Source organism: Bordetella sp. 2513F2 (genome assembly GCF_054642735.1).
Genome location: NZ_CM137755.1, coordinates 176,957 through 201,998, shown reverse-complemented (window position 1 = coordinate 201,998; position 25,042 = coordinate 176,957). Strand labels below are relative to the sequence as shown.

The 25,042-nt window shown below is 65.8% G+C and carries 20 protein-coding genes; 5 read left to right on the top strand and 15 right to left on the bottom strand.

Annotation, left to right across the window (positions count from 1 at the left end):
- Together ACYBYQ_RS00965 and ACYBYQ_RS00960 are read right to left on the bottom strand one after the other, a co-directional pair.
- Positions 1 to 969 carry a Bug family tripartite tricarboxylate transporter substrate binding protein gene (locus ACYBYQ_RS00965; protein ID WP_459616518.1) on the bottom strand — a complete coding sequence of 323 codons (969 nt, stop codon included), beginning with the start codon at positions 967 to 969 and terminating at the stop codon, positions 1 to 3.
- A 154-nt stretch (positions 970 to 1,123) separates the two neighbouring features.
- Entirely contained in the window at positions 1,124 to 1,672 is a 549-nt protein-coding gene (locus ACYBYQ_RS00960) for a cupin domain-containing protein (RefSeq protein ID WP_459616517.1), read from the bottom strand.
- Between the two features lie 189 nt (positions 1,673 to 1,861).
- On the opposite strand from ACYBYQ_RS00960, the gene ACYBYQ_RS00955 reads away from it, so the two are divergent.
- The gene (locus tag ACYBYQ_RS00955; protein ID WP_459616516.1) at positions 1,862 to 2,806 is read left to right on the top strand and encodes a LysR family transcriptional regulator; all 945 of its coding nucleotides are present in this window, start codon (positions 1,862 to 1,864) and stop codon (positions 2,804 to 2,806) included.
- 22 nt (positions 2,807 to 2,828) lie between these two features.
- On the opposite strand, the gene ACYBYQ_RS00950 is transcribed toward ACYBYQ_RS00955, so the two are convergent.
- The 4 genes from ACYBYQ_RS00950 to ACYBYQ_RS00935 all read right to left on the bottom strand — a co-directional run bounded on the left by ACYBYQ_RS00950 (position 2,829) and on the right by ACYBYQ_RS00935 (position 7,483).
- Positions 2,829 to 4,085 (bottom strand): aspartate aminotransferase family protein, encoded by a 1,257-nt coding sequence (locus tag ACYBYQ_RS00950; protein WP_459616515.1) that lies wholly within the window; start codon positions 4,083 to 4,085, stop codon positions 2,829 to 2,831.
- Between the two features lie 50 nt (positions 4,086 to 4,135).
- Positions 4,136 to 5,110, bottom strand: a complete 975-nt coding sequence (locus ACYBYQ_RS00945; protein ID WP_459616514.1) for a Bug family tripartite tricarboxylate transporter substrate binding protein — start codon at positions 5,108 to 5,110, stop codon at positions 4,136 to 4,138.
- 482 nt (positions 5,111 to 5,592) lie between these two features.
- Entirely contained in the window at positions 5,593 to 6,468 is an 876-nt protein-coding gene (locus tag ACYBYQ_RS00940; protein ID WP_459616513.1) for an isocitrate lyase/PEP mutase family protein, read from the bottom strand.
- A gap of 34 nt (positions 6,469 to 6,502) precedes the next feature.
- Entirely contained in the window at positions 6,503 to 7,483 is a 981-nt protein-coding gene (locus tag ACYBYQ_RS00935; protein WP_459616512.1) for a tripartite tricarboxylate transporter substrate-binding protein, read from the bottom strand.
- A gap of 179 nt (positions 7,484 to 7,662) precedes the next feature.
- On the opposite strand from ACYBYQ_RS00935, the gene ACYBYQ_RS00930 reads away from it, so the two are divergent.
- The 3 genes from ACYBYQ_RS00930 (at position 7,663) to ACYBYQ_RS00920 (ending at position 14,297) form a co-directional block, all read left to right on the top strand.
- Positions 7,663 to 8,409: a sulfite exporter TauE/SafE family protein gene (locus tag ACYBYQ_RS00930; protein ID WP_459616511.1), complete on the top strand. Its 747-nt coding sequence runs from the start codon at positions 7,663 to 7,665 to the stop codon at positions 8,407 to 8,409.
- Between the two features lie 163 nt (positions 8,410 to 8,572).
- On the top strand, positions 8,573 to 9,826 hold the full coding sequence (locus ACYBYQ_RS00925; protein ID WP_459616510.1) for an MFS transporter: 1,254 nt from the start codon (positions 8,573 to 8,575) through the stop codon (positions 9,824 to 9,826).
- 181 nt (positions 9,827 to 10,007) lie between these two features.
- Positions 10,008 to 14,297, top strand: coding sequence for a hemagglutinin repeat-containing protein (locus ACYBYQ_RS00920; RefSeq protein WP_459616509.1), 4,290 nt, complete (start codon positions 10,008 to 10,010; stop codon positions 14,295 to 14,297).
- On the opposite strand, the gene ACYBYQ_RS00915 is transcribed toward ACYBYQ_RS00920, so the two are convergent.
- The 3 genes from ACYBYQ_RS00915 to glmS all read right to left on the bottom strand — a co-directional run bounded on the left by ACYBYQ_RS00915 (position 14,286) and on the right by glmS (position 17,502).
- Positions 14,286 to 15,107, bottom strand: coding sequence for an IS3 family transposase (locus ACYBYQ_RS00915; protein ID WP_126624674.1), 822 nt, complete (start codon positions 15,105 to 15,107; stop codon positions 14,286 to 14,288). The two genes, ACYBYQ_RS00920 and ACYBYQ_RS00915, sit on opposite strands and share 12 nt — an antisense overlap.
- Positions 15,104 to 15,418, bottom strand: a complete 315-nt coding sequence (locus tag ACYBYQ_RS00910; RefSeq protein WP_126624673.1) for a DUF1153 domain-containing protein — start codon at positions 15,416 to 15,418, stop codon at positions 15,104 to 15,106. Before ACYBYQ_RS00910 ends, ACYBYQ_RS00915 begins: the two co-directional genes overlap by 4 nt.
- Before the next feature lie 251 nt (positions 15,419 to 15,669).
- Positions 15,670 to 17,502 (bottom strand): glutamine--fructose-6-phosphate transaminase (isomerizing), encoded by a 1,833-nt coding sequence (glmS, locus tag ACYBYQ_RS00905; protein ID WP_459616508.1) that lies wholly within the window; start codon positions 17,500 to 17,502, stop codon positions 15,670 to 15,672.
- A gap of 148 nt (positions 17,503 to 17,650) precedes the next feature.
- Between glmS and ACYBYQ_RS00900 the strand changes: the two genes are divergently transcribed.
- The gene (locus ACYBYQ_RS00900) at positions 17,651 to 18,139 is read left to right on the top strand and encodes an Lrp/AsnC family transcriptional regulator (protein WP_459616507.1); all 489 of its coding nucleotides are present in this window, start codon (positions 17,651 to 17,653) and stop codon (positions 18,137 to 18,139) included.
- A 4-nt stretch (positions 18,140 to 18,143) separates the two neighbouring features.
- On the opposite strand, the gene ACYBYQ_RS00895 is transcribed toward ACYBYQ_RS00900, so the two are convergent.
- From ACYBYQ_RS00895 to ACYBYQ_RS00870, 6 genes are all read right to left on the bottom strand, one after another.
- On the bottom strand, positions 18,144 to 19,205 hold the full coding sequence (locus ACYBYQ_RS00895; RefSeq protein WP_459616505.1) for a glycosyltransferase family 4 protein: 1,062 nt from the start codon (positions 19,203 to 19,205) through the stop codon (positions 18,144 to 18,146).
- Complete coding sequence (locus tag ACYBYQ_RS00890; protein WP_459616504.1) at positions 19,202 to 20,524, bottom strand: UDP-glucose dehydrogenase family protein; 1,323 nt, start codon at positions 20,522 to 20,524, stop codon at positions 19,202 to 19,204. Before ACYBYQ_RS00890 ends, ACYBYQ_RS00895 begins: the two co-directional genes overlap by 4 nt.
- Positions 20,525 to 20,581: 57 nt before the next feature.
- Complete coding sequence (locus ACYBYQ_RS00885) at positions 20,582 to 21,976, bottom strand: MFS transporter (RefSeq protein WP_459616503.1); 1,395 nt, start codon at positions 21,974 to 21,976, stop codon at positions 20,582 to 20,584.
- Positions 21,973 to 23,346 carry a bifunctional UDP-N-acetylglucosamine diphosphorylase/glucosamine-1-phosphate N-acetyltransferase GlmU gene (gene glmU / locus ACYBYQ_RS00880; protein ID WP_459618673.1) on the bottom strand — a complete coding sequence of 458 codons (1,374 nt, stop codon included), beginning with the start codon at positions 23,344 to 23,346 and terminating at the stop codon, positions 21,973 to 21,975. The genes ACYBYQ_RS00885 and glmU overlap by 4 nt, the downstream gene beginning before the upstream one ends.
- Positions 23,347 to 23,409: 63 nt before the next feature.
- Complete coding sequence (locus ACYBYQ_RS00875) at positions 23,410 to 24,192, bottom strand: PhaM family polyhydroxyalkanoate granule multifunctional regulatory protein (RefSeq protein WP_459616501.1); 783 nt, start codon at positions 24,190 to 24,192, stop codon at positions 23,410 to 23,412.
- A gap of 33 nt (positions 24,193 to 24,225) precedes the next feature.
- Entirely contained in the window at positions 24,226 to 24,930 is a 705-nt protein-coding gene (locus tag ACYBYQ_RS00870; protein ID WP_459616500.1) for a glycine zipper 2TM domain-containing protein, read from the bottom strand.
- Between the last annotated feature and the right edge of the window lie 112 nt (positions 24,931 to 25,042).

Genomic DNA, 25,042 nt, shown 5'->3' with positions numbered 1-25,042 from the left:
TCAGTCAAGCTGGATGTTTACTTGTCTGGCAATTTGACGCTGTATCGCCATATCGTTTGCCCAGGTTTTTCCGAAATCCGCCGCGCTCCCCCCCGCAGGTTCGATAGCCAGCTTGCGAATCGCAGTGTCTACCTTCTCTGTCTTGAGTGCTTCGTTGGCGGCTGCGTTGAGCTTCTCGATCACTTCGATAGGCGTTCCAGCCGGTGCGACCATACCGAACCATGAGCGCAGATTCATCTCAGGAATCCCCAGTTCCTCGTAAGTGGGCACGTCGGGCAGTTCGGCCAACCGCCTGGGATTGGCTACCGCTACGGCCTTCAGGCGGCCCACCTGGATGAATGGCAGGGAGGAAGGGAGGTCATCCGACACCACGTCAACACGGCCGGCCATGGCGTCCTGCAATGCGGGGCTGATGCCCGTGTAGGGCACGCCGAGGAACTCGGCACCTGTCTTGATTTTGAGGAGTTCCATTTTCAGATGGCCACCGCTGCCCAACCCCGACATACCGAAGGTGTACTTGCCTGGCTCCTTCTTTGCGGCCTCTATGATTTTTCGAAAATCAGGAGACGGAAAACTCGAACCTACGACCAGTACGGTCGGCGAATTTGCAATGTTGACGACCGGGACCAAGTCCTTTTGAACATCGAACCGGAGCTTGCGAACGACGGGATTCACGGAGTGCGACGAGACCGTGGCGATGCCGAGGGTATAACCGTCCGGCTTCGCATTTGCCACGTATTCTGATCCGATGATGCCGGTAGCCCCAGCCCGGTTCTCCACCACTACGGAAGTGCCAAGCGCCTTGCTCATTCCATCGGCCATGATCCTGGCCAGAATGTCGGTGGTTCCACCGGTAGCGAAGGGCACGACAATCTGAATCGGCCGGTGCGGGAACGACTCCGCGGCGTGGGTGCCGGCGGAGAATACTGCGGATGTCGCCGCGACCAGGCATGCTGCAAGACGGAACATGGAAACCCCTTGTTAGTTTGTCGATGTATATCAAGGAAAATTCTATGTTGCTGGAGCCCAATTGCAGCGGCGTCCGGGCTGCTGGTGATCTTTGTTGACAGCTGATGCTGCGTGTTTACGTAAGCTGCCGCCCTCCCCTTCAGCCTGAGCGCTCCTAATACGTCGGAGGAGTGACTGCGCTGATGATCTGGCTCTCGCCTTTATCGACATTGCGGAAGCGGTGCGGTCGCCTGCTATCGAAGTAATAGCCATCACCGGGCATCAAGACCTGCACGTCGTCACCCACGGTAAGTTCTATCGCTCCCTTGATGACCACGCCCGCTTCCTGCGCGGAGTGAGAGAACGCATCGCCCGATTCGCTGCCTGGTGCATAGGTCTCGTGGAGCATCAGGAGTTCACGATTGGGATGATTGATCCCCAACATCCGGTACGAGACCCGGCCTATGCGACCGATTTCAACGAAATCATCGGCCTTATAGAACGGTGAATAGGCGGTCATCGTCTGTACTTCTGAAAAGAAGCCGACCAGCGTCGTCCCTAACGCATCGAGGATGGCACTCAGCGTATCCACCGACGGACTGATTTTGTCCCGCTCGATCAGCGAGATCGATGAATGCGACACGCCCGATCGGATGGCGAGCTCCCTGACGCCGAGATCCCGTCGACGACGTAGTTCGCGCAGTTTCACTCCAATTTTGGACATCTTTAGCTCCCGGTATGAACGGCTCACTGAACGGGCCGGACGCGGCAACCAGTACGGTTCTCATCGACGCCGAGAGAATACGTCCACGCCCCGAACCTGGCCCGTGTCGCGCGCGATTTGGTCAATATACTCACCACATGGCTGGCCGTGTGACGCGCGGCGGGCTTCCACATAGCGGCCAGTTCTATCATGCTGCCGAAGGTAACCAAGATGCAGGAGTACTCGATGGATCCGGGCCACTATGCCCAATTGATGGCGTTTGCCTGGACGCTGGAGGCTGGCAGCTTCTCCGCCGCAGCCCGAGCCCACGACATGACGCCCTCCGCAATCAGCAGGCTGGTCGCGAAGCTCGAGGAACGGCTACAGGTTCGACTTTTTATCCGTGGTGCCCGTACTTTGGTTCTGACCGACGAAGGGACGACATACGCGAACGTCGCCCGGGAGGTACAAGCTGCTGTCCGAAAAGCCAGCCTGGCGGCAGACGCGCTGAGCGGCGAAGCCTCCGGTCTTCTTGTTGTTCATACGATGGCGACCTTCGCGAAACATCAGATCGTGCCATGGCTATCCGAGTTCCTGGCCACTTATCCCAAGGTCAATGTTGAGATTCGGGTAGGCCCTCGTTTTGTCGACCTCTTCGACCAGGGCGTAGATGTCGCCATTCATAGTGGCGTATTACCTGAGTCCTCGCGCGTCGCAAGGAAGATCGGGCAAGCACGCTGGATATGCTGTGCGTCGCCCGCATATCTGCAACATGCTCCCAGGCTGGACAAGCCGGAAGATCTCCCATTGCACCAGTGCTTCAATTTCAACTTCAACAGTTCATGGAACGAGTGGTCATTCACCCAGGACGGCCAGACCCAGGTGGTTCAGCTGCCGTCCAGGGCGGCTTTCAGCCAGGGAGACTTGCTGCGCGAGATGGCCTTGGCCGGTGCCGGTATTGTCCGCCTTGCCGATTTTCACGTCGGCACGGACCTCAAGGCGGGGCGCTTGAAACGTGTCCTTGCCGACTTTGACACGGCCCGGGTCGAGCCGATTTATATGGTCCACGCGTCGAAGCGGCACATGAGCGCCAGGCTCAGGGCATTCCGCGACTTCTACGAAGGGAAGTTCGCGGAGCACCCATGGAGTGCCTAGAGGCACTCACTGGATCCATCGGTCATGCAAGCAGCGGCTCAAGCGTACGGCTCAGGTCCGACGCTGCCAGCTCTACTGCGTGCAACATCTCATCGATGATCGCAGCGTCGTGGGCGAAGGAGATGTATAGCCGGCCATAGGGCGATGGCATGACAAGCACCCCATGCTTGCGCAACGCCAGATGCAGCTCGGTGGAGAACTGCATGCTGGCCTGGCGGGCGGCATCTTCGTAGCGAGTCGGCGCAAGATTTTTCGGCCAGATGCTGAAGACAGAACCGAACCCCGAAGTGCCAATCAGCAAACCATGCTTTCGGAAAGTGGCTTGCATTGCATCCCGAAGGCTGTCTCCCCGTGAGCACAGTGCGGCGTAGTCAGCCCCGCCGAGAATCTCTAGCGTGCTGGTCAGCGCAGCACATGCCATCGGGTTGCCGCTGTATGTACCACCACGCGCGACTTTTCCTTCTGCAAATGGCGCCAGCACGTCGGGGCGCCCTACCACCGCAGCAACGGGCACGCCGCTGCCAATCGCCTTCCCGACTGTTGCGATATCCGGCTGCAACCCCCAAAGTTGGCTTGTCAGCCCCGCGTGCAGTCGGAATCCCATCAGCACTTCATCGCAGATGAGCAATGCACCATGCCTGCGTGCCACCGTCTGCAGTTTTTCCAGATAACCCGCTTTCGGAAGAATGCATCCCGCGTTGGCCAGCATGGGCTCGAAGATTACGGCCGCGATATCGCTGCGCGTGGCGAACAAGCGATCCAGGTCATCCTCATCATTGAATCGCAGGAGCGTCGTGCGTCCCACCATGGGCCGTTCGGAATCCGGAAACAGTGCTTCGTCCGTACCGACATTGCCCAGCGTAATTTCGTCAAACCAGCCGTCGAAGCCTGCTGCCATTTTGGCGATCACTGGCTTTCCGGTAAACGCGCGTGCAGCGCGGCAGGCCAGGTGTACCGCCTCGCTGCCTGAATTGGTGAACATGACCCGGGTGAGATCCCCCGTGTGGCCGGCTAGCGCGGTGGCTGCCGCGTGTTCGCGGACATGAGCGAAGGACGGCGCCGCCCCGGCATGCAACGCCTCCGTGACTGCATCAAGCACCGGATCCGGACTGTGTCCGATCAGGATTGCGCCAAAACCGAGGGCCGTATCAATATAACGTTTGCCTTGATCATCCCATACATAGGGGCCCTTGGCACGTTCGATAAAAAGCCTGGTGCCGTCGAGGTCTGGAAGAATGCGGGCGCTGCTTGATACATCGCCGATCAAATTGGTCATCATTGCGTACTTGTCGGATGTCTGAGTGAAGGCTGATGCGTACAGCCCGGCTGTCAGGGCTTGATGTTGGCCCACTCAACCACTTCCTTTTGCACTCGCATCTCATCGTCCATCAGCCTTGCGAAGTCCGCGGCACTGCCTGGCGCGGCAGTAGCGCCCAATTTTTCGATGGCCACCTGCGTCTCAGGCTGCGTTAGCACTGCGGTGGCTGCGGCATTGAGCTTCTCCACCACGTCCGCCGGAGTATTCGCAGGAGCGACAAGGCCAAACCAGCCCGAGCGGGCGAGATTGGGAAGCCCGGCTTCCGCATAGGTAGGAACGTCCGGAAGAACATCCAGCCGCTGGGGGGAGGTGACTGCCAGCGCTTGCAGCTTTCCGGCTTTGATCTGCGGCAGAAGACTGGGCAGGTTGCCTTGCATGATCTGAGTGTGGCCTGCGACAGTGTCGGTAATCGCAGGGCCGCTGCCCTTGTAAGGAACGTGCAGCGCTTCGGTCGCAGTCACCTTCGTGAATCCGACCATTCCCACATGGCCTTCGGCACCCGTGCCGGACGATGCATAGGCGTACTTTCCGGGATCCTTCTTCAGCAAAGCGGTGAGCTCAGCAACAGTCTTGACGCCAAGCGTGGGATTGACCGTCAGAACATTGGGCACGAACGCCAGATTGGTGATCGGCGCCAGATCAGTCTTGATGTCGTACGGCAGCTTGTGGACGAAAGGATTGATGGCGTGCGTGGTGACCGTAGCCATGCCTATCGTGTAGCCACCATCCCTGGCCTTGACCACGTACTCCGAGCCGATCATGCCCGAAGCGCCTGCCCGATTCTCGACGATGACGGCTTGGCCCAGCTGCTTCCCCATGCCCTCAGCCATGAGACGGGCCAAGATGTCAGTGGTGCCCCCTGGGGGGAATGGAACAATGAGCTTGATCGGCTTCTCGGGATAGCTTTGTGCATGCGATGAGACAGGAATGGCCGCGACGACCGAACACGCAAGGAGGCATGCGAGATTGCTGGCGAGAAATTTCATGAATGATCCCTTGAACCGAAAGCCGAGCGGCAAATACTTATGAGCCTGGCCGAAGCCTGGCCGCCTTTCAAGCGGGTGGCACGCGCATGCCGATGATGGATTCCAGCGGTTACGCCACCCGGCAAGGGGTCAAGTTTGAGGTACTAACCTGAGTCCTGGGGCCCAGGATCGTATGCAGGTAAAGAAAATAGACAGGGTTTGCGAGAGAAGGCGCCTGCGCTTCCCCGTGGGCTCTCCGAGCTTGGACTGCCTGGTAGGCCGAAAGTCTTGGCGGGACTGCCCGTCCGTCCAATATTCTTTCCGTGAGGTAGTGCAACGATTAACGCTCCCACGCGTCGAGCAAATAGCGAAGGCCATGACACTCCCGACGGGACGCGGCGTATCACGAAGATGCCTCTCATCGGCGCCCTGCCTGCTTCCGACAAACCAAAACCGCGTAGCAGCAAGGGGGCCGCAAAGGAGGCCCTCCAGCCGCCAGGCCGTCAGCGCTCGGCGTAGCGCTTTTCCAGCTCGTCGTACAGCGGCTTGTTCACCAGCCGCTGGCGCTCATTGAAGGGCGCGAGCAACGCAGGATCCTCGTCCAGCTTGCCGTCGCGCTTGAGCGCGGACAGCGCCTGCTGCATGCCCAGCACCGCCCCCTGCAGCGCCGCGTTGGCATACAGCACCAGGCTGTAGCCGAGGCCGCCCAGTTCCTGGGCCGTCAGTGTGGGCGTCTTGCCTCCGACCACGATGTTGATCAGCAAGGGCGCTTTCAGTAGCTGGGGGATCCTGCGGATTTCCTCGAGGCTGGTCATGGCCTCGACGAACAGGATGTCGGCGCCCGCCTCGGCGAACTTCTGCGCCCGCTCGATGGCCCCTTCGAAGCCCTCGACCGCCCGGGCGTCGGTGCGCGCGATGATCTGGAAATCGGGATCCTTGCGCGCGTCGGTGGCCGCGCGGATCTTGTCGAGCATCTCCTGCAGCGGCGCCACCGCCTTGCCGGCGAAGTGGCCGCACCGTTTCGGAAACACCTGGTCCTCGATCTGGATGGCGTCCGCGCCGGCGCGCTCGAGGGCGCGCACGGTGTGCCAGGCGTTGACCGCATTGCCGAATCCCGTGTCGATGTCGACGATCAGCGGCAGGTCTTCCACCGCCTCGCGGATGCGCAGGGTGGCGTCGGCCACGTCGCGCAGGCCGATGATGCCCAGGTCCGGCGCGCCGTAGTGCATGTTGGTCAGCCCGGCGCCCGTCAGGTAGACGGCTTCGAATCCCTGGTCCGCCACCACCCTGGCGCTCATCGCGTTGAATGCCCCGGCCACGATCAGGCCGTTGCGGCGCGCCACTTTTTCACGCAGGACTTGCTTCGTCGACTTGCCCATCGGGGTCTCCCTCATTGAATACGTTGACACGGCGTCATTCCAGCCGGATCTTGGCGGCCGTGATCAGCTTTTCCCAGCGCACGGCTTCGCTGGCCATGAATTCGCCGGCCTGGTCGGGGCCGCCATTGATGGTGGTCACGCCGACATTCTGCAGTTTTTCGCGCAGGTCCGGTTGGCGCAGCGCTTCGGCGAACCTGCCGGCCAGCGTGTCGACCACGTTCTGGGGCACCTTGGCCGGCGCAGCCAGCATATACCAGGTCGTGGAGGCATAACCCTTCACGCCGCCCTCCTCGATGGTGGGGATGTCCGGGGCGATCGGCGAACGCACGCGGCCGGTCTGACCCATGGCCTGCAGCCGCTTCTCGCGGATGAACGGCAGGCTTTCGGAGATCGGCAGCACGGTGATGTCGGTCTGGCCTCCCACCACGTCGGCCATGGCGGCTCCGCCGCCCTTGTAGGGCACGTGCAGGTACTGCAGGTCCGTCATGGCGCGCAGCACTTCGGCGGCCAGGTGCGACGAACTGCCGTTGCCCGAGCTGCCGAAGCGGATGGCGTCCGGCGCCTTCCTGCTCATCTTCACGAGGTCGTCGATCGATTTCACGCCCAGCGAGGGTCGTGCCAGGAGGACGAGAGGCGCTTCGCCGACCAGCGAAATCGCCTTGAAGTCCGAGAGCTTGTACGGGACCTTGGCGTACAGGCTGGGATTGATGGCGATGCCCGGCGTGGCGAAGCCGGCCAGCACGGTGTTGACCGCACTGACGCGCGTGCCGCCGCCCCACAGGGCGGCCTCGGCCGGGCCCTGCTGCTCGCGGGCGAACTCGGCCATAATGCGCCCCCATGGCGTGGTCAGGCCATACAGGCCGCAGCCCAGCGCGTCCACCAGGGCATGGCCAAGGATTTCCCGGGTTTTTTGGGGAATGTCGCCGGACCTGAGCCCGGCGATGAACGCTGCGAGCTCCTGCGTCACGCCGCGATGCTCGCGCGCCAGCTTCTTCCACGCCTCCAGATCGTCCACCCTTGCCGCTCCTCGTTGACACGTGCGGGCCGGCCTTCCGCTGCCGGCCCCGATGCCTCGATGATAGGAGCGATGCCCGGGCGTATCTATTGGCTGCGGATCAGTTCAGTGATGAACGGGATTCACCAGTGCCCCGATCCAGGGCGCGCTACACTGCCGTCCGACCATCCGAGAGCACCATGTCCTTCGTCCCTCCCGAGATCACGACTGCCTTTGCCGCCGTTCTGGTGGTCGCCAGCTTCCTCACCTCGGCGCTGACGGCCGCCATGGGCCTGGGCGGCGGCGTGGCCATGCTGGCCGTGTTGAGCCTGGGCCTGCCGGTGACCAGCGTGCTTCCCGTGCACGGCGTGGTGCAGCTGGGCTCGAACAGCGGGCGCGTCATCATCCAGCGCCGCCACCTGGTGGCCCCGCTGCTGCTGTGGTTTGCGCTGGGCAGCGTGGCCGGCATCGCGCTGGGCGCCTCGGTGGTGGTCAGCATCCCCGATGCGCTGGCCAAGGTGGCGCTGGCGCTGTTCATCCTGTGGTCGGTGTACCGCAAGGTGCCAGCCGGCACGGCACGGCCGCACGGCAAGCGCTATTTCATCCTGAGCGGCGCCGTATCGAGTTTCTGCACCATGCTGGTGGGCGCCACCGGCCCGCTGGTGGCCGCGCTGCTGGCCCGCACCGGCCTGGTCAAGCAGCCGCTGGTGGCCACGCACGCCGCATGCATGGTGATCCAGCATGGCATGAAGATCCTGGTGTTCGGCACGCTGGGCTTCGCCTACGCACAGTGGGCGCCGCTCATCGCGGCGATGATCGCCAGCGGCGTGGCCGGCACCTGGATAGGCACCCGCACGCTGGACAACCTGCCCGAGGCCACCTTCCGCCTGGGCTTCAAGATCGTGATGACCGCGGTCAGCCTGCACATGATCTGGCAGGCTTTCTAGCCTTTCCGCTGCCGGCATCGCCCAACGCCGGCAACCCGGGCAATGGCCCGCAGGTCAAGGGGCGTGCGCCGCAGGGGTATCATGAATGGGAAAGCCAAGCCTGGCAGGCCGAGCGGCCGGGTACTTCCCCATTCCCCCGAACAAGAACGACGCAAGAGACGCAATGACCCGTGCAGCACCCGCTTGGCTGATGCCAGTCGTGGCCATCTTCACCCTGCAGACCACTTCCTCGTTCCTGAGCCGGCTCATTCCCATCGTCGCCCCGGCGATGTCCACCGAATTCGGCTGGAGCGGCAGCTCCATCGGCTACCTCACGGCAAGCAACTCCCTGGGAGGACTCGCCATTCTGGTTGCGGGCTCGGGCCTGCTCAAGCAGATAGGCGGCATGCGCACGCTGCAGCTCACGCTGTTCCTGGGCGCCGTCTGCATGGCGCTCCTGTTGTATCCGAGCCTGGGCATCGCCCTGGCGGCGTGCTTCATCATGGGCCTGAGCAACGGCGCGGCCAACCCGGCCGGCAGCGAAGTGCTGCAACGCTTTTCGCCGCCGGGCAAGCGCAACCTGATGTTCTCGATCAAGCAGGCCGGCGTCCCCGTCGGCGGCGTACTGGCGGGGCTGCTGGTGCCCGTGGTGGTCGCGCTGGCCGGCTGGCGCATGGCGCTGCTCGTCTGCGCGCTGATCGTGCTGCTGCCTACCCTCTACACCTGGCGGCTGAGCGCCGGCCTCGATGCAACGCCCGCGAAGAAGCGCCGCGCCCTGCACATGCCGACGCTACGGTCGCTGCGCACGCTCAGCGTGCCGCTGACGGCGCTGGGACACAACCCCGGCCTGCTGAAGATGTCCATCGTGGGCAGCCTGTTCGCGGTGTCGCAGAGCTGCTGGTTCACGTTCACCGTGATCTACCTCATCGATGGCCTGGGCTACTCCCTCGGCCTGGCCGGCGCGGTGTTCGCCGTGATGCAGGCCGGCGGCGTGATCGGCCGCATCGTGCTGGGCGGCGTGTCCGATCATCTGCAGTCGGCCACCGCGACCTTGTCCATCGCGGCCGTGCTCTCGGCGGTGACGACGGCGCTGCTGGGGCTGACCAGCCCGCAATGGCCGCTGTGGGCCGTCATCGTGCTGGCGTTTGTCGCGGGCTGCTCGGCCGCCAGCTGGAACGGCGTGCAGATCGCGGAAGTGGCGCGGCGGTCACCCCCGCACCTCATCGCCGAAACGGCGGGCGGGTCCAGCATACTGGTCAATCTGACCAACATGATCGCGCCTACGGCCTTCGCAGCGTTCGTGGCAGCGGGCGGCGGATACACCTATGCCTTCCTCTGCGCGGGAGCCTGTTCGCTGCTGGTGCTCGTATGCCTGCCACGCGACCAGGACCCCGAAGCAGGCGCGCCGGATGGGCGGCGGGTACGGGGCTCCTTTTAGGTGCCATCCGCTTAGCTTGCCATTGGCACGAATTTCACAGAGCAGACCACCTCCCCCAGTGCAGTCTGCACGCTTGCCCCCGGCAATTCCCTAGCCTGATCGGGGTTTACCCGTGCCGGTCCGCTCCATTGCGCGGGAACCGGCCGAGACATTCGACCTAAATCTCGGTGGCGATGCGGACATGCCAACCTCCTGGCCCGCACGGTTCCTGTATCCGGCCGATGCCAAGATCTGGGACGTGTTCGGCATCGAGCGCCCCTCGGGCGTGCCCGAGCCGGTCGGTCTGGATGAGTGCGTCCGCAACTGCGAAGCGTTGCAGGCCCAGAAGGCCGCATACGACCGTGACATCGCGCTCTACGAAGCGCTGAACGCGGAGATCCGCGCCTTCAACAGCGACTTCTTCAATAACCGCATGGTCAAGGACTTCTACTACTACGAAGTCGTCGAGATCAAGCGGGAAACCCGCATTACGTCGAGCGATCCCGGCAAGATCCTGGTGGGTGGCGACGCGCGCCTGGCCGGCAACGTGGTCAACGACAAGAGCCAGATCGTGGCGGGGGGCACGCTCGCCGTCACCGGCGGCCAGCTCGACAACATCGGCGCTGCCGGCGAACGCGTCACGCAGCTCGTCGGCGAGGCGGTATGGACCTACGACTCGGACGGCCGCAAACACAGCCGCTCGCCGTACGACGCCATCGTGGCGGCCGAACGCATCGACGTGGGCCTGGGCGCGACCACGCAGAACACGGGCGCGATGCCCACCAACGTGAGTCCGGGCGCCACCGCGCAGCTGCCCCCTGCGCAAGTCGTACGCGTCACCATGCCCGGCGGCCGCAGCATCTCGGTCGTTACCTTGCCGCCGGTGATCCCGACAAGCTCGCTCTACCGCGTGGTGAGCGCGCCCAGTGCGCCGTACCTCATCGCCACCGACACGCAGTTCATCGGCCAGCGCAACGTGCTGTCGAGCGACTTCCTGTTCAACGCACTGAACCAGGATCCCGGCCACGTACTCAAGCGCCTGGGCGACGCCTTCTACGAACAGAACCAGATCGCCGAGCAGATCCGCCTGGGCACGGGCCAGCGCTTCGTGGGCGACTACACCGACAACGAATCCCAGTACAAGGGCCTGATGCAGGCCGGCGCCGACTTCGCCAAGGAATACGGCCTCACCATCGGCAGCGCGCTGTCCGAAGAGCAGATGAAGCATCTGACCTCCGACATCGTCTGGATGGTGGAGCAGACCGTCACGCTGCCCGACGGCACGCAGCAGAAAGTGCTGGCACCGCAGGTCTATCTGTCGGTCAAGCCCGGTGACCTGAAAGGCGACGGCACCCTGATCGCCAGCCGCGACACCGTGGTCGACGTCAACGGCAACGTGAACAACAGCGGCACGCTGGGCGCGCGCGAAGCGCTGGTCGTGGCCGCCGACAACATCAACAACACCATCGGCACCGTGCAGGCCGAAACCGTCGACCTCGCCGCGCGTACCGACATCACCAACGTGGCCGGTCTAATCAAAGGCGACGACGTGTCGCTCGAGGCAGGGCGCGATGTGAACCTGCTCGCCACCACGCAATCGTTCCAGTCCGGCGACGCCCTGCGCGGCGCGAGCGGCACCGTGGTCGATGGCGTGGCCCGCATCGACGCGAAGAACCTCGAGGTCCAGGCCGGGCGCGACATCAACGCGCAAACCGCCGTGATCCGTGCCGAGGAGGACGCGCGCCTGCAGGCCGGCAACGACATCAACCTGACGACCACGCAGACGGCGTATGCCGAGGACTATTACCGGAAGAAAAAGAACAGCAGCAATCTCGACGTGACGTCGGAGATCGGGTCGCAGTTTTCGGCGGGTGGCGACTTCACGATGATCGCCGGGCGCGACGTGAACGCGCGCGCCGCCGATGTGTCGGCGGAGGGCCGCTTGTCGGTGGGTGCCGGGCGCGACATCAACCTCCAGGCCGGTCAGAAGACCAGCCACACCTACGTCGAGACCTACTTCAAGAAGAAGGGCTTCATGTCCAGCCGCAGCCGCCACACGCGCGAGCAGTCGGACTGGACGGACTCGCTGTCCACCACCTTCACGGGCGACATGCTCGTCATGATGGCCGGCCAGGACGTGAACATCACCGGCTCGAACGCGGCCGCGCAGAACGACATGATCGTCTCCGCCGACCGCAACGTGAACATCGTCACGGCACAGAACAGCTCCAAGGACCAGTACTACGAGAAGACGAAGAAGTCGGGCTTCGGCGGCCTGGGCGGCCTGAGCTACGGCAGCAGCCAGACCACGCGCACCGTGGACACGCAGCGCGGCCTGAACACCGGCAGCACGCTCGGCAGCGTCGAAGGCGACGTGCTCATCAACGCGGGCGGTTCGCTGCAGGTCATGGGCAGCGACATCATCGCGCGCCAGGGCGACGTATCGCTCGTGGCTCGGGATATCACCATCGGCTCGGTCGACAACACCATGCGCCAACGTGAGGTGTTCGAGACCAAGCAGTCGGGCTTTACCTTGACGGCAAGCAGCCCCATCATCGATGCGGCCAAGACCGGCGTGCGCATGGCCGAAGCCGCCGGCAAGTCGGACAACGCCGTGATGGCGGGACTGGCGGGGGTGACCACCGGCCTGGCGGCGAGCAACGCGTATGACGAGCTCATGGCTGCGCCGGGCGCTGCCATGGCGGCGGCTGACGCAAAGAACAAGTATGCCGCCGACGCAGCGAAGGCCGCGGGCCAGCCGGCTCCCACGCCTGGCCCTACGGGCGAGGACGCCGTCTCCGCCATCGACAAAGCCGGCGGCGGCAGCATCAAGATCAGCTACGGCAGCAGCAAGAGCAAAACGACCACGGACCGCTCGTCCGTCACCTCGGCCGGCTCCACCGTCACGGCGGGCAACGACCTGACCATCATCGCCCGTGGCGCGGGCAGCGAGTCCGACATCACGGTCACGGGCTCGACGCTGGCCGCCGGCAACAACGCCGTCCTGAAAGCTGACGGCGACATCCTGCTGCAGGCGGCAAAGAACTTCTACGAGGAGAAGACCCGCAGCAAGAGCTCGGGCAGCAGCATCGGGATTGGCCTCAGCACCGGCCAACAAAACGACATCTCTATCGAAGCGGGCATGAACATGTCCCGCAGCAAGGAAGACGGCAAGGACAACAGCTGGACCAACAGCAACATCGTCGCAGGCAACATGCTGGCGATCGAGTCCGCCGGCAACACGACGTTCAGTGGCGCCGCGGGCCGGGCTGACCAGATCATCGCTTCGGTGGGCGGCAGCCTGCTGCTCGAAAGCCTGCAGGACTCCAGCCGATTCAAGTCTTCGCAGAGCAACGCGGGCTTCTCGATCTCGCTCTGCATTCCGCCCCTCTGCTACGGCTCGAGCTCCGGCTCGCTCAACGTGGGCGCGGGCTACATGAAGAGCAACTTCGACTCGGTGACCCAGCAGGCCGGCCTGTGGGCCGGAGACGGCGGCTTCCAGATCGACGTCAAGGGCAACACCTCGCTCGTCGGCGCGGTCATTGGCAGCAGTGAACAGGCCGTCGCAAACCGCCTGAACCAGCTCGCCACCGGCACGCTCATCACCAAGGACATCAAGAACGAGGCCGAGTACAAGGCGGCACAGGCGTCGCTGGGCCTGAGCCCGACGTTGGGCAAGACCCGCATCAGCCCCCCGGGCGCGGCTGTGGCCTTCGACAAGTCCAAATCGACAACGGATAGCGCCATCAGCGGCGGCACCATCATCATCCGCGACGCCGTCGCCCAGCAAGACCTGACCGGCATGACCGTGTCGGAGACCATCGCGAACTTGAATCGCGATACGAGCGACACGCTGAACGCGCTGAAGCCGATCTTTGATAAGGAGAAGATCGAGGCGGGGTTGGAGATTGCGCTGGAGCTGCAGAAACAGGGCGGCACATTCCTCGCGAATCGGGCGAGAGAGGCGGAGGCGGAGCAGGCGCGGATCGGCAACGAACTGGCGATCGAACTGAAGAAGGGCGAGAACGCAAATTTTGACAAGATCGCCCAGCTGACGCAGCGATACGAAGCCCTGGGACGTTGGGCGCCAGGTGGTGACTATCGCTTGATTGCGACGGCGATCATCGGCGGTGTCTCTGGCAACGTCTCCGCGAGCCTGGTCGATATGGCCCGTGCTGGTGCGGCTGGATATCTGCAAGGTCTGGCTGCGCAGCAAGTGAAGGAGCTGACTGCCTCTCTGGGAGACGACGACGTCGGAACGGCCGCGCGGGCAGCGTTGCATGCGGTGGTGGGATGTGCCGGCGGCGCCATGACTGGGTCCTGCAGCGCCTCTGCCATAGGTGCGGCGTCGGCAACAGTTGTCGCTGCCTTGCTGGAGAAGCTGGATAAGGCGACGACTGCGGACGAACGAGAGCAGCGGATCAATCTGGTCACGAGCTTGCTCGCCGGGGTTGTATTGACCCAGCAGAACCTGCTCAGGTTAAGCGGCTAATGCAAATGCCTCAGCCGGCGTCTTCATTCCAAGCGCCTGGTGCGGGCGCCGGTCGTTGTAAAAGCGTATCCAGTCTCCGATCACGCGGCTGGCGTGTTGGATCGTCTCGAAGCGGTGCCGATGCACGCACTGTTCCTTGAGCGTGCGGATCACCCGTTCGATCATGCCGTTCTGCTGCGGGCAGTGCGGCGTGATGAACTCCTGGCGCAAGCCGTAGCTACGCACCAGGGCGGTGTAGCTGCGCGAGGTAAAAACCAAGCCGTTGTCCGAGCGCAGCAGAAACGGCATCGGTACTCGCCCCAGCGTCCCGAAGCGAGCGATCAGAGCGTGTTCCAGAGCAGCACCCGCCGTGCAGGCCCTACCGCTTCGCGACAGATGCCAGCCAAGCAACTCACGTGTGTGGCAGTCGATCACCAGCGCCAGCGTTGCCCAGCCGTCCCGTCCGGCCCACACGCGACACAGGTCCGTAGACCAGCGTTCATTGGGCATCGTCGCTACCGAAGGCAGAGCCTGGATGCGAGGCCTGAACCCGATCGGCCGCTTGCGAACCTGCCAGCCCATCAACTGGAACACGCGCTGCACGGTGTTCTTGTTGAACCCCAGCAGGTGCGCCACCGTCCGGTACCCAAACGACGGCGATTCCTCGATCATCGCCTTGATCGGCACGGCGAACTTGGGATCGACCTTGGGTGCGGACTTCACCGGCTTGTAGTACACCGTACGGCGCGGCACACCGAACCAGCGGCACAACTTGGCGATCGAGACGGTGATACCGTCGGCTTGCAGTCCCTGGCGGATCGTCTCGATCACTTCTCGTCCTCGCCCAGCAGGGACTGCAATTTTTTTCTGGCGCGCAGCTCCAGCATCGCCTCGCCATAGGCCTCTTGCAGGTCCTTGAGCTGGCGTTCGTACTGTTCGCGCACGTCCTGCGGATTCGCGCGCAGGGCGTTCTCCATGCCCCGCTTGCCGTCATCGATCCACTGTTCGACCTCCGACGGTGATAGGTCGTACTGACGGCTTGCCTCAGCCACGGTGGTCTTGCCCTGAATGATGTCCAGCACCAGCGCACTCTTGCGCTTGGCCGTCCAGCGTTTGATGTCTTCTTCCATCTTCGTGCTCAACGTCGTTTCCTCGATTATGACGTGAGCAGGATTTCACTGGGTCAATACATAAGCGCATTACCGCCGTCGAGCGCGTGGTTCGGCCCCAGCCGACAGGTCCGAACCAGAGCTGGTCGATGGATTTTGTGGCTGATGGGCTGGCCTACGGACGTCGGTTCCGGTGTTTGAATGTGGTGGACGATTACGTAGCCACCCCTATCAAGTAGGCACCTGCCGATAGAAGTTCAGAGCAGCTACCGTCTCGGCACAACCTACTCCACCGTCACGCTCTTCGCCAGGTTACGCGGCTTGTCCACGTCGGTGCCGCGGGCGCAGGCGGTGTGATACGCCAGCAGCTGCAGCGGGATGGTGTGCACGATGGGCGAGAGCCGGCCGTAGTGCTCGGGCATACGGATCACGTGCATGCCGTCGCCGGAGGTGATCCTGCTGTCGGCGTCGGCGAACACGTAGAGTTCGCCGCCCCGGGCCCGCACTTCCTGCATGTTGGACTTGAGCTTTTCCAGCAGGGCGTCGTTGGGCGCGATGGTGACCACAGGCATGTGCTCGGTGACGAGCGCCAGCGGGCCGTGCTTGAGTTCGCCGGCCGGGTAGGCCTCGGCGTGGATGTAGCTGATTTCCTTCAGCTTCAGCGCGCCTTCGAGGGCGATGGGGTAGTGCATGCCGCGCCCCAGGAAGAGTGCGTTCTCCTTGGTGGCGAAGCGGTCGGCCCAGGCCATGATCTGCGGCTCCAGCGCAAGCACCGCGCCGATGGCCACCGGCAGGTGGCGCAGGGCCTTGAGCTGGGCCTGCTCTTCCTCGTCCGTCAGCAGCCCGCGCGTCTGCGCCAGCGCCAGCGTGAGCAAGGCCAGGGCGGTGAGCTGGGTGGTGAAGGCCTTGGTGGAGGCCACGCCGATCTCGACGCCGGCGCGCGTGATGTAGGCGAGTTCGCATTCGCGCACCATGGCGCTGGTGGCCACGTTGCACACGGTGAGGGTGTGCGTCATGCCCAGTGAACGCGCATGCTTGAGGGCCGCCAGCGTATCGGCGGTTTCGCCGGATTGCGAGATCGTCACCACCAGGGTATTGGGATTGGGCACGCTTTCGCGATAGCGGTATTCGCTGGCGATCTCCACGGCCACCGGGATCTTGGCCACGGCCTCGATCCAGTACTTGGCCGTGAGGCCGGCGTAGTAGCTGGTGCCGCAGGCCAGGATGAGCAGCGAGTCGATCTGCTTGAAGACCTTGTAGGCGCCGTCGCCGAACAGTTCGGGCGTAATCGATTCGATGTCCTGCAGCGTATCGCCCACGGCGCGCGGCTGCTCGAAGATCTCTTTCTGCATGAAATGGCGGTAGGGCCCCAGCTCGGCGGCGCCGCTGTGCACCTGTACCGCGTGCACCTTGCGCTCGGCCTGCTTGCCGTCCTGGTCCACGACCCACACCCGCGAGAGCTGCAGGTCGACCACGTCGCCGTCTTCGAGATAGATGATCTGGTCGGTGGTGCCGGCCAGCGCGAGGGCATCGGAAGCCAGGAAGTTCTCGTTGCGGCCCACCCCCACCACCAGCGGCGAGCCCTGGCGCGCGCCCACCACGCGATGGGGCTCGTCGCGGCAGAACACGGCGATGGCGTAGGCGCCCTGCAGGCGGCGCACGGCCTGCTGCACGGCCTCGAACAGGTCGCCCTGGTAGAGATGGTTCACGAGGTGGGCGATCACCTCGGTGTCGGTCTGGCTCTCGAACACGAAGCCGGCTGCCTGCAGTTCCTCGCGCAGCTCGTCGTGGTTCTCGATGATGCCGTTGTGCACCAGGGCGATGCGCGGCTCGTCCTTGCCCATGGCGGAGAAATGCGGATGGGCGTTGTGGGTGGCGGGGGCACCATGGGTGGCCCAGCGCGTGTGGGCAATGCCGGTGTAGCCCGCGAGCTTGTCCTGGGCCACCTGCTCGGCCAGCTCCGATACGCGCTGCGTGCTGCGGGTGCGGCGCAGGGCGCCGTCCATGTAGAGCGCGACGCCGCAGGAGTCATAGCCGCGGTATTCCAGGCGCTTGAGGCCTTCGATGAGTACAGGGGTGATATCGCGCTGGGCGACGGCGCCTACGATGCCGCACATGATGGGGCTCCTGATTGAAAGATATGCCCGCATTGTGCCCGCCGATACAGGAAATTGGATTTCTTTGTTTATTTCACGATGAAGGATTATTTCCTTACAGATTAGTGATTAAATATTCGTTCATTGAACATGGAAATATGAACAAATAATGCAGGAAATCGTACAGACACCGCCGCTCGACGAGCTCGATCACCGCATCCTGACCCAGCTGCAAGGGGATTGCTCCCTCACCAACCAGGAGCTGGCCGCGCGGGTGCATGCGTCCCCGCCCACCTGCCTGAGGCGCGTCCGGCGCCTGGTGGAAACCGGCGTGATTGCGCGGCAGGTGGCCATCGTGGCGCCGGAGAAGTTGGGCAGCACCCTCACCGCCATCGTGGAGATCACGCTGGACGTGCAGGCCGCCGAGGCGCTGGCGGCCTTCGAAGAGGCCATGCAGGCGGAACCGGCGGTGCTGCAGTGCTACCGGGTATCGACCGGCCCGGATTTCGTGGTGATCGCCCAGGTGCGCGACATGCCGGCCTATCACGCGCTGGTGCACCGCGCCTTCACGGCGCAGGCCAATGTGCGCAACGTGCGCACGTTCTTCTCGGTGCACCGGAGCAAGTTCGAGACGCGGATCCCGGCCGAGGCCGCCTAGGACCTCAGCCTTGCGCCAGCAGGCGCTCGAACTGGCGCAGATAGCGCCGGCCCATTTCGGTCACGTCGTGCTCGGCGCGCACATAGGCGTAGGCGCGCCCGGTGATCTCGCTGCGGAAGGCCGCATCATCCAGGCAGCGTGCCATGCCGCGGGCCAGCGCGCCGGCATCGCCCACCGGGCACAGCACGCCGCGGCCGTCGGCCAGGCTTTCCTTCAGCCCGCCGGCATCGGTGGACACCACCGGCACGCGCTGCAGGAAGGCATCGAGCACGCTGCTGCCCAGCGCTTCCTCGCGCGAGGCCATGACGAACACGTCCATGATGCTGTAGAAATCTTCCACGCCGCGGCGGAAACCGGCAAAGCGGTAGACGTCGTCCACGCCCAGCCGCGTGGCCTCGGCGCGGGCCTCGGCCTCCTGGTCGCCGCCCGCCCCGAAATGCACGAACACGAAGTCGCGGCGGGTGCGCGCCAGTTCCGCCACGGCGCGCACCAGCGTGAGCGGATCCTTGTCGTGGATCAGCGCGGCGGAGGTGGCCAGCACCTTGCGGCCCGCCAGCCCGAACTCGGCCGACAGGCGCTCGACATTGGCGGCGTCCACCGCGTGGGGCTCGACGGCGCTGCGGATGATGACCGGCTCGATGCCCAGCCGCCGCGGCTCGCGCGCGGCCATCTCGCTGATGGCCACGAAGAGGTCCACGCGCCGCCACTTGTAGCCGGTCTTCCATTCCTCGTTTGGCGCCACCTCGAAGGAAGTGCGCCGCGAGAACGCCACCGGACGGCGATGCAGCGCGCGCGTCAGGACGGCCCAGGTCACGGTATTGGCGGTCTGGGCATGGATGATGTCGTAGCGGCGGCCCGCCCCCGCCAGAAAAGCCAGCTGGCCGGGCACGTTGCGCCGGCCGTGCGTGGCGTAGCCTTCGTCGCGGGCCCGGGCTTCGAGCGGCGCGCCGGCGCGGCACAGCAGCTCGACATCGTGGCCGGCCTTGCGGAAGGCGCGCATGCAGTACAGCGTCTGGCGCTCGCCCCCGCGCCAGCCCTTCTCGAAATTGAGCTGCAGTATCCTCACGCCCGGCCGATGCCCTGGTACTGCAGGCCGATCTCGGCCAGGTCTTCGGGAGCGTAGAGATTGCGGCCGTCGACGATGACGGGGCTCTTGAGCAGCGACTTCATGCGGGCGAAATCCGGCGCCCGGAACACCTTCCATTCGGTGGCGATCAGCAGGGCGTCGGCGCCGTCCAGGGCCAGGTACATATCGTCCGCCAGTTCGAAGCCGGCATTGCCTGCCAGCACCTTCGCCGCCTGCGGCATGGCCACGGGGTCGTAGCCGCGCACCCGGGCGCCGCGCGCCGTGAGTTCGGCAATGGTGGTGAGGCTGGGCGCCTCGCGCATGTCGTCGGTATTGGGCTTGAAGGCCAGGCCCCACAGGGCGAAGGTGCGTCCCGAGAGGTCTTCGCCGTAGCGGGCCACGATCTTCCCGGCCAGGCGGCGCTTCTGCGCCTGGTTGGCTTCCTCGGTGGCGGCGATCACGCGCATGGGCACGCCGTGGTCCTGGGCCATGCGCATCAGGGCCTGCACGTCCTTGGGGAAGCACGAGCCGCCATAGCCCGCGCCGGGATACAGGAAGTGGTGGCCGATGCGCGGATCGGCGCCGATGCCGCGGCGCACCTGCTCGATGTCGGCGCCCAGCGCCTCGGCCAGGTTGGCCATCTCGTTCATGAAGGAGATGCGCGTGGCCAGCATGGCATTGGCGGCATACTTGGCCAGTTCGGCCGAGCGCACGTCCATGACCATCAGCCGCTCGTGGGTGCGCTGGAACGGCGCATACAGCCGGCGCATCACGCCCACGGTGTAGTCGTCGTCGGCGCCGACGATGATGCGGTCGGGCCCCATGAAATCCTTGATGGCGGCGCCTTCCTTGAGGAACTCGGGATTGGAGGCCACGCTGAAGGGGATGTCGACGCCGCGTTCGGCCAGCACCTCGGCCACGGCCTGGCGCACGCGGTCGGCGGTGCCCACCGGCACGGTGGACTTGTCGATGATGATGCGGCGCGTGGTCATGTGGCGGGCGATGTTGCGCGCCGCGGCCAGCACGTACTGCAGGTCGGCCGAGCCGTCCTCGCCGGGCGGCGTGCCCACCGCGATGAACTGCAGGTCGCCGAAGGCCACGCTCTCGGCCACGTCGTCGGTGAAGTGCAGCCGGCCATCGGCCACGTTGCGCTTCACCAGCTCCTCGAGCCCGGGCTCGTAGATGGGAACGCCCCCGGCGCGCAGCAGGGCCACCTTGGCGGGATCCGTGTCCAGGCACAGGACCTGGTTGCCCATTTCAGCCAGGCAGGCGCCGGACACCAACCCTACATAGCCCGTACCGACCACCGTGATCTTCATGCTCGTATGCCTCGTCGCGCGGCGCGACGGCGCCGGTGCGAGGATTATAGAAGTAGATCATGACGGCGGCGGACGGCCCTGGCGGGTGAAGCGCACGGTGTTCACGGCCACGGCCATGGCCGCGCACAGCGTGCCCAGCGCCAGGGCCAGGGTGGGGCCATGGCGCGTGCTCGCGCTGAAGGCGATGGCCACCAGCGCGGTGCCGAAGCTCTGACCGAATACCCGGGTGGTGGCCTGCAGCCCGCCCGCCGCCCCGCTGCGCTGGCGCGGCGCGGCGGACAGCAGGGCGCGGTTGTTGGGCGTCTGGAAAAAACCGAAGCCCATGCCGGCCACGAACATGCCCGTCATGATCCAGGCATTGGACGCATCCAGCGGCAGCGCCGCCAGCCACAGCATGCCGAGCACCATGGTGCCGGCGCCGATGCCGCTGAGGGTGGCGGCAGTGTAGCGGTCGGACAGCTTGCCGGCCAGGGGCGCAACCACGGCCGTGCCCAGCGGCCAGCCGGCCATCAGCATGCCCACTTCCAGGTACGGCCGCCCCAGCGACTGCTGCAGGTAGAAGGGCAAGGTCACGTAGGCCGCCATCTGTGCGGCGAAGGTGCTAGCCGAGGCCGCCACGGCATAGGCCACCGTCTTGATGCGCAGCAGGTCCACGGGCACCAGCGGCGCGGTCTGGCCGCGCGCGCGCCGCACCAGCAGCACGCCGGCCAGCGCAGCCATCAGGATGAGCAGCAGGCCGCGCCCCATGTGATGGCCCAGAGAATTGACCCCGCTGATGAAGGTGCCCAGCGTCACCATCGAAAGCAGCGCGCTGGGCACGTCGAGGCGGGTGTTGCTGCGCGGCACCTCGGGCAGGAAGCGCAGGCCGCACATCACCAGCATGCCGATGGGCAGGTTCACCGCGAAGATCCAGCGCCAGTGGGCCACCGACAGGATCAGCGAGCCCAGCGCCGGCCCCAGCACCGACATCAGCGCCACCGTGGTGGCATTGATGCTGATGCCGCGCCCCAGCAAATGCAGCGGATAGATATTGCGCACCAGGCCGCCGAACATGCACATCAGCGTGGCCGCCCCCACGCCCTGCACGACCCGCGCCAGGCTGAGATGCCACAGGCTGGCCGACAGGGCGCAGCCCAGCGAGGCCACGGTGAACAGCAGCAGCCCCATGGCGAACATGCGGCGAAAGCCGATGCGCTCGGCCAGGGCCGACATCGGCAGCAGCATGGTGACGACCGAGAGGTTGTACGCATTGGCCACCCACACCGCCTGCGACGCCGACGCGTTCAGGTCGGCGGCGATGCTGGGCAGCGCCACGTTGGCAATGGTGGTGTCGAGCACCGCCGCGCTCATGCCGGTGAGCACGGTGGCCGCGGCCCAGTAGCGGCGCGGCACCGGCAGCCCGTCCGGCGCTGCCGGCGCAGGGCTGCCCGGGGCGGAGCGCTCGGCGCTCACGACTTCTTGGCCGGCCTGCGCCAGTGTTCGATGGTGACCTGGCGCGCGCGGCCTAGGGTGAGCCGATCGGCCGGTGCATCGTCGGTAAGCGTGGTGCCCGCGCCCAGGTTGGCGCCGCGCCCGACGCGCACGGGCGCCACCAGCTGCGAATCCGAACCGATGAAGGCGTCGTCTTCGATGACGGTGCGATGCTTGTTCACGCCGTCGTAGTTGCAGGTGATCACGCCGGCGCCCACGTTGACGTTGCGGCCGATGTCGGCATCGCCGAGGTAGGCCAGGTGGTTAGCCTTGCTGCCCTCGCCCAGCACCGTGTTCTTGATCTCGACGAAATTGCCCACGTGCGCGCCGTCGTGCAGCGCCGCGCCGGGGCGCAGCCGCGCATAGGGGCCGACGCGGGCCTCGCGCCCCACGCTGGCCTGCTGCAGGTGGCTGTAGGCTTCGACCTGGGCGCCGGCCGCCACGCTGACGTCGCGCAGCACGCAGAAAGGCCCGATGCGCACGCCGTCGCCCAGCGTGACCTCGCCCTCGAAGACGCAGCCCACGTCGATGAACACGTCGCGCCCGCAGCGCAGCGTGCCGCGCACGTCGAACCGCTCGGGATCGGCCAGCGTGACGCCGGCCTCGAGCTGCCGCCGCGCCTGTTCGCGCTGCCAGCTGCGTTCCAGCGCGGCCTGCTGGGCGCGGCTGTTCACGCCGAGCGTTTCCCAGGATGCGCCGGGCTGGGCCGCGCCCACGGGCACGCCGTCGGCCACTGCCAGCCCCACCACATCGGTGAGGTAGTACTCGCCCTGGGCGTTGTCGTTGCCGATGCGGCCGAGCCAGTCCTTCAGGCGCGCGGTAGGCGCGGCCAGGATGCCGGTGTTCACCTCGCGGATCGCGCGCTCGGCCTCGGTGGCGTCCTTGTGCTCGACGATGCGCTGCACGCGCCCCTGCGCATCGCGCACGATGCGGCCATAGCCGGTGGCGTCGTCCAGCACTTCCGTGAGCACGGCCATCCCGCCCTGGCGCGCGGCCAGCAGGGCGCGCAGCGTGGCGGGCTGCACCAGCGGCACGTCGCCATACAGCACCAGCGTGACGTCGTCGGCGCCGTCGCCCTCCAGCAGCCGGGGCACGGCCTGCTGCACGGCATGGCCCGTGCCCTGCTGGGGCTGCTGCAGCGCGAACTGCACGTCCGGACGGCCGGCGAAAGCGGCCTGCACGCGTTCGGCGCCGTGGCCTACCACCACCACGATGCGGGCCGGCTCCAGCGCACGCGCGCTGTCGAGCACGTGGGCCAGCATCGGGCGGCCCGCCAGGGTATGCAGCACCTTGGGCAGGTCCGACTGCATGCGCTTGCCGAGTCCGGCGGCGAGTATGACGACATTGAGCATAGGAGAGAACTTCATGGAAAAACGAGAGCGGGCGCCGCGAGGCGCCCGCCGCGGAAAAACAGGCTACGCAGAACCGCCCGGCGGCTTGCGCGCCGCGGGCTTGCGGGCGCGCTTGGCCGGCGCGGCGGTGCGGCGGGCGGTCTTGCGCGCCGGCTTGGCGCCCGGGGCGGCAGGGCTGGCGGCGGGTTTGGCGGCGGCCTGCGCGGCCGCATGGGCGCCGGCTTCAGGCGCCGCGGGCTGGTCGGCCGGCGCGGCATCGCCCTGGGGCGCCATGCCTGCCATGCTGGCCGCCGTGGCCGAGGCGATGTTGTTGAACTGCTGCTGCAGCATCTCCCACCAGGCCTGGGACGCCGCATGCGCAGCGCCGTATCCACCCTGCGGGGCAGCCTCACCGGAGGCCGGCGCACCGGTGTCTTCGGACGCAGATTTCTCTGCGGGAGCGGGCTTGTTTGCGGGGGCCGGCTTGAGGCCCAGCACGATCTCGAGGGGCGAGGCTTCGCCGGCCTCGGCGCTGGCCCGGCCCGCCGAGCCCGCGGTGTCGACGAAGGAACGCAGCGTGGCGATGGTGGCGCGCTGCACCTCCATGCCCTGGATGGCGCTGCCCAGCATGGATAGATTCATGCGCAGCCAGCCCTCCACCGTGCGCAATTCGGCAATGCGGCGGTCGAGTTCCTCCAGGTTCATGGGAGGCGCCATGGGCACCGACTGGGCGAGACCGCCCGGCCCCATGAGGCCGCTCCAGGCCTGGCGCATCATCTCCATGCTGGCCAGCAGCGGGTTGCCCGACAGCTCGCCGGTCTGGCCCATGCCGGGCAACACGAAGGGATTGGTGCTGGAATCGCTCATTCGGTCTCCTGGAGGCGCCGGCGGGCGGCGCGCTCACCGGGGCAGCAGTTGCTCGTTCTCGACCCGCACGTGGTCGCCCGACGCGAATGGAAAAGGCTGGGCGCTGCGGAACACGCGCTCGCCGCCGTCATCCATGCGTACCGTGAGCTCGTAGTGCGTGACGGTCTGCCGTCCCCTGATATTACGCTCGATTTCGCGGCCTGCCAAAGCGCCGCCCACGGCGCCCAGCACGGTCAGCGCGTCACGGCCGTTGCCGCCGCCGAACTGGTTCCCGACGACCCCGCCGACCACCCCGCCCGCGACGGTGCCGACGATGTTGCTGCCGCCCCCGCCCTGCGCCGGCACCTGCACCTGGCGGATGGATTCAACCACGCCGCAGTCGGAACACTGAGGCTGCGCGAGCGGCGCGTCCTGCGATGCAGGCGGCGCGGCGGCCGGCGCGGACGAGGAAGGCTGGGGCGGCTCCGGCGGCAATCCGCCAGCGGCGTCGATGGGCGCCGGGTCGGCAGGCGGGTCGACGGGTGCATCGCCCGACGGCGCGGCCTCCCCGGCATCCTGCGGATCGGACGTGGCGACGGCGTCCGGCGGGTTCCCTGCCCACGGGCCGGGCAGCCAGCCGAGAATGGCGCCCGTGGCCACGGCACACAGCACGATGACCGATACCGCCGCGGCGGCAATGAGCGGATGCAGGCCGCGACCGGCACGGCGGCCCGCTGAGGGATCGGAAGGGCTTGTCATGTAGGGGTCTCGCGAAAACACACCGGCGCTGGTATAGCACCCGGGCGCCATTTCGGCGTATTGCGATGGTGACCCTTTGCAAGACAGGGCAACGCCGCGCCGGCGCATTCTG

What these genes read in the sequence shown, in the direction of transcription:
- ACYBYQ_RS00965 (WP_459616518.1), bottom strand. Translation starts at nt 969, where the DNA reads ATGTTCCGTCTTGCAGCATGCCTGGTCGCGGCGACATCCGCAGTATTC.
- ACYBYQ_RS00960 (WP_459616517.1), bottom strand. Translation starts at nt 1,672, where the DNA reads ATGTCCAAAATTGGAGTGAAACTGCGCGAACTACGTCGTCGACGGGAT.
- ACYBYQ_RS00955 (WP_459616516.1), top strand. Translation starts at nt 1,862, where the DNA reads ATGCTGCCGAAGGTAACCAAGATGCAGGAGTACTCGATGGATCCGGGC.
- ACYBYQ_RS00950 (WP_459616515.1), bottom strand. Translation starts at nt 4,085, where the DNA reads ATGATGACCAATTTGATCGGCGATGTATCAAGCAGCGCCCGCATTCTT.
- ACYBYQ_RS00945 (WP_459616514.1), bottom strand. Translation starts at nt 5,110, where the DNA reads ATGAAATTTCTCGCCAGCAATCTCGCATGCCTCCTTGCGTGTTCGGTC.
- ACYBYQ_RS00940 (WP_459616513.1), bottom strand. Translation starts at nt 6,468, where the DNA reads ATGGGCAAGTCGACGAAGCAAGTCCTGCGTGAAAAAGTGGCGCGCCGC.
- ACYBYQ_RS00930 (WP_459616511.1), top strand. Translation starts at nt 7,663, where the DNA reads ATGTCCTTCGTCCCTCCCGAGATCACGACTGCCTTTGCCGCCGTTCTG.
- ACYBYQ_RS00925 (WP_459616510.1), top strand. Translation starts at nt 8,573, where the DNA reads ATGACCCGTGCAGCACCCGCTTGGCTGATGCCAGTCGTGGCCATCTTC.
- ACYBYQ_RS00920 (WP_459616509.1), top strand. Translation starts at nt 10,008, where the DNA reads ATGCCAACCTCCTGGCCCGCACGGTTCCTGTATCCGGCCGATGCCAAG.
- glmS (WP_459616508.1), bottom strand. Translation starts at nt 17,502, where the DNA reads ATGTGCGGCATCGTAGGCGCCGTCGCCCAGCGCGATATCACCCCTGTA.
- ACYBYQ_RS00900 (WP_459616507.1), top strand. Translation starts at nt 17,651, where the DNA reads ATGCAGGAAATCGTACAGACACCGCCGCTCGACGAGCTCGATCACCGC.
- ACYBYQ_RS00890 (WP_459616504.1), bottom strand. Translation starts at nt 20,524, where the DNA reads ATGAAGATCACGGTGGTCGGTACGGGCTATGTAGGGTTGGTGTCCGGC.
- glmU (WP_459618673.1), bottom strand. Translation starts at nt 23,346, where the DNA reads ATGCTCAATGTCGTCATACTCGCCGCCGGACTCGGCAAGCGCATGCAG.
- ACYBYQ_RS00875 (WP_459616501.1), bottom strand. Translation starts at nt 24,192, where the DNA reads ATGAGCGATTCCAGCACCAATCCCTTCGTGTTGCCCGGCATGGGCCAG.
- ACYBYQ_RS00870 (WP_459616500.1), bottom strand. Translation starts at nt 24,930, where the DNA reads ATGACAAGCCCTTCCGATCCCTCAGCGGGCCGCCGTGCCGGTCGCGGC.